Source organism: Streptomyces sp. SAS_272 (genome assembly GCF_052543235.1).
This window is the reverse complement of record NZ_JBMNDR010000192.1, coordinates 1-3,239: the sequence shown is the minus strand read 5'-3', so window position 1 is coordinate 3,239 and position 3,239 is coordinate 1. Positions and strand designations below refer to the sequence as shown.

The following is a 3,239-nucleotide window of genomic DNA, read 5'->3' as shown; positions in this document are numbered from 1 at the left end:
CGGACGCTTCCTTCGTACTCACCCTCTCGGGCTTTCCTCCGGGCAGTTTCCCTTCGGTCTTGCGTTTCCGACTCTACCAGACCGTTTTCCGATCCGATTCCCTGTCGGGGGGTTTGCCTCGAGGCTTCGGACTTTCGCCCTGCGCCCTTTCGACATTCACTACGCTAGCCGATTCCCGCCGCAACTCATAATCGAGTTCCTTAGGGTTCGAATTCAGGCATGCAGGCATGCCGAATTCGCTCCCTGTGAGGGGCGTTGTAGGTAGTGGGTTGGCCGCTTCCGGCTGCAGGCGATCGCCGTACCCGGTTCAAGCGGCTCGGGCTACGTTACGCCCCGGCCAACAGCGAGTCAACTTCGGCGACGCCTGGGGACATGGGCCCGATAAGGGCTCACCGTCGGGTCGTCAGCTACCCAGTAGCGCCAGGGGTGCAGGGCTCCGTCGCCGGAGACTCCGGTGCGCGGACCGCTGCGTACCTGGTCCGAGGGGACGGAGGCGCCGGTCAGGATGCGGAGGGGGGTCTCCTCGGAGGTGCAGGCGTCCGTCCCGTCGAGTGCTCGGTCCACGCCCAGGGCAGTGGCCAGGCGGGCAGGCCCTTTGGCCAGTTCCTTGTCATTTCGGGCCGAGAGTCGACGTTTACGTGCCGCTTCGGCCCCCTCGACGATCTCCCCCGCGCGGAGCAGGACGGCACTCGCCCTGCCCTCCGGACCGCAGACGAGGTTCATGCAGTGCCACATGCCGTAGGTGAAGTAGACGTACACGTGTCCGGGCGGACCGAACATCACGCTGTTGCGGGCCGTGGGGCCGCGATAGGCGTGGGAGCCGGGGTCGTTCGGGCCGTCGTAGGCCTCGACCTCCGTGAGACGCAGGGCGATCGGGCCGTCGGGGGTGGTGCGGACCAGGAGCCGGCCGAGGAGATCGGGCGCCACCTCCAGGACAGGGCGGTCGAAGAAGGTCCTGGGCAGAGGCGTACGGTCGGGGGTCGCGATCATGCCCTCCGAGCGTAGTGCAGACCGGGGGGTGCGTCGGGGTGGTCAGCGGGCACTCGGCTTGCCAGGGTGAGGGACGCGGAACCGGCCTCGTCCGGATCGCGTTTGTAGGGATCGAGGGATCCCGTCCGCAGAGAGTCGTAGGTAGAGGGAGAGTCATGGCGTTCAAGAAGCTGCTCGCGAGTCTGGGGGCCGGCGGGGCTTCGGTCGAGACCGTGCTGACCGAGGTCAACGTCGTTCCGGGCGGTGTGGTCCAGGGCGAGGTGCGGATCCAGGGCGGATCCGTCAACCAGGAGATCGAGGGGCTGACCGTCGGGCTCCAGGCCAAGGTCGAGGTCGAGAGCGGGGACCAGGAGTACAAGCAGGACATCGAGTTCACCAAGCAGCGGCTCGGCGGCGCGTTCGAGCTCCAGGCCGGCGCGGTGCACGCGGTGCCGTTCGGGCTGGAGATCCCGTGGGAGACGCCGATCACGATGATCGACGGGCAGGCGCTGCGCGGGATGAACATCGGAGTGACGACCGAGCTGGCGATCGCGCGGGCCGTGGACTCCGGTGACCTGGACCCGGTCAACGTGCATCCGCTGCCGGCGCAGAAGGCCATCCTGGACGCCTTCGTCCAGCTGGGCTTCCGTTTCAAGAACGCGGACATGGAGCGCGGGCACATCCGGGGCACGCGGCAGAAGCTGCCGTTCTACCAGGAGATCGAGTTCTTCCCGCCGTCGCAGTACCGGGGGCTGAACCAGGTCGAGCTGAGCTTCGTGGCCGACGAGCACACGATGGACGTCGTGCTGGAGATGGACAAGAAGCCCGGACTGTTCAGCGAGGGCAGCGACACCTTCCGCTCGTTCCAGGTGGGTCTGCAGGACTACCACGGGACGGACTGGGCCGGGTACCTCAACCAGTGGCTGTCCGAGGTCGGCAGCAGGCGCAACTGGTTCTAGGCTCGGAACCGCAGACTCCAGAACCGTTCAGGAGGTACCGAGGTGACCGAGCTCAACAGGCGGCCTCTCCCCCATGACTTCCATCCTCCCGTGCCGTCGTTCACGGTGACGAGCGAGGACGTCGAGGAAGGGGGCACGCTCAAGGCGGACCAGGTCCAGGCCAAGGGCAACACCTCTCCGCATCTGCGGTGGGAGGGCTTCCCGTCCGAGACCAAGAGCTTCGCCGTGACCTGCTTCGACCCCGACGCCCCGACGGGCAGCGGGTTCTGGCACTGGGTCGTGTTCGACATCCCGGCGTCGGTGACCGAGCTGCCGGCGGGTGCGGGCAGCGGCACGTTCGAGGGACTGCCGGAGAGCGCCGTGCAGGTGCGCAACGACTACGGCAGCAAGGACTTCGGCGGGGCCGCCCCGCCGCCCGGGGACGGGCCGCACCGGTACGTTTTCACGGTGTACGCGGTGGACCAGGAGAAGCTCGGACCGGACGCGGAGGTCTCTCCCGCCGTCGTGGGCTTCAACCTACGGTTCCACGCGCTCGCCCGCGCCCAGCTGATCGGTGAGTACGAAGATCCCACGGAGGGATGATTCAGCTCATCGTTCATGGAACGTTTGCCCGCCCCTGGTCTTGGAAGTGATCAGGGGCGGGCATTTTTGTTGCCGGGGGTCGCGGGGGTCGCCTCCCGTGGAGCAGCAGATATTGCGTTGTCCATCTCGGCGTGCCCGGCCAGAGTTGGTCCCAGCCTGCCAGGGGGTGGGCCGGTGCACACAGGAGGTGGGCTGGTATGCGGGACACGCTGGTGCTGAACGCGAGCTTCGAGCCGCTGTCGACGGTGACGTTGAACCGAGCCGTCGTTCTGGTGCTCCAGGACAAGGCCGTGGTCGAGCAGGCCCACCCCGAACTCCGGATGCGCGGCGCCGAGGTCGACATCCCGGCGCCCCGGGTGATCAGACTGTGCAGGTACGTACGGGTGCCGTTCCGAAGACAAGCGCCGTGGTCCAGGCGCGGTGTGCTGATCAGGGACCGCCACCGGTGCGCGTACTGCGGTCGTCGGGCGACGACCGTGGACCACGTGGTGCCCCGGGCACAGGGTGGTCAGGACGCGTGGCTGAACACGGTCGCCTCGTGCGCGGAGGACAACCACCGCAAGGCGGACCGGACTCCCGAGCAGGCGCAGATGCCGTTGCTGCGGCAGCCGTTCGAGCCGACCCCGGCGGACGCCATGCTGCTGGCGCTGGGGCAGGACGACCTGGCCGCGCTGCCGGAGTGGCTGACGCTGGACGCCGCGTAGCCCGCATCCGTATGTGAGTGGGGCC

Annotated in this window: 4 protein-coding genes; 3 read left to right on the top strand and 1 reads right to left on the bottom strand. The window is 67.9% G+C overall.

The window, feature by feature from the left end; all coding sequences use genetic code 11:
- Positions 1–348: 348 nt before the first annotated feature.
- Entirely contained in the window at positions 349–990 is a 642-nt protein-coding gene (locus tag ACN6LD_RS42015) for a DNA-3-methyladenine glycosylase (RefSeq protein WP_319194651.1), read from the bottom strand.
- A gap of 155 nt (positions 991–1,145) precedes the next feature.
- On the opposite strand from ACN6LD_RS42015, the gene ACN6LD_RS42010 reads away from it, so the two are divergent.
- The 3 genes from ACN6LD_RS42010 (at position 1,146) to ACN6LD_RS42000 (ending at position 3,214) form a co-directional block, all read left to right on the top strand.
- Entirely contained in the window at positions 1,146–1,928 is a 783-nt protein-coding gene (locus ACN6LD_RS42010) for a sporulation protein (RefSeq protein WP_319194649.1), read from the top strand.
- Positions 1,929–1,970: 42 nt separating this feature from the next.
- Complete coding sequence (locus ACN6LD_RS42005) at positions 1,971–2,510, top strand: YbhB/YbcL family Raf kinase inhibitor-like protein (RefSeq protein WP_319194648.1); 540 nt, start codon at positions 1,971–1,973, stop codon at positions 2,508–2,510.
- 197 nt (positions 2,511–2,707) lie between these two features.
- A complete protein-coding gene (locus ACN6LD_RS42000; RefSeq protein WP_057582307.1) occupies positions 2,708–3,214 on the top strand; it encodes an HNH endonuclease in 507 nt (168 codons plus the stop codon).
- Positions 3,215–3,239 lie beyond the last annotated feature (25 nt).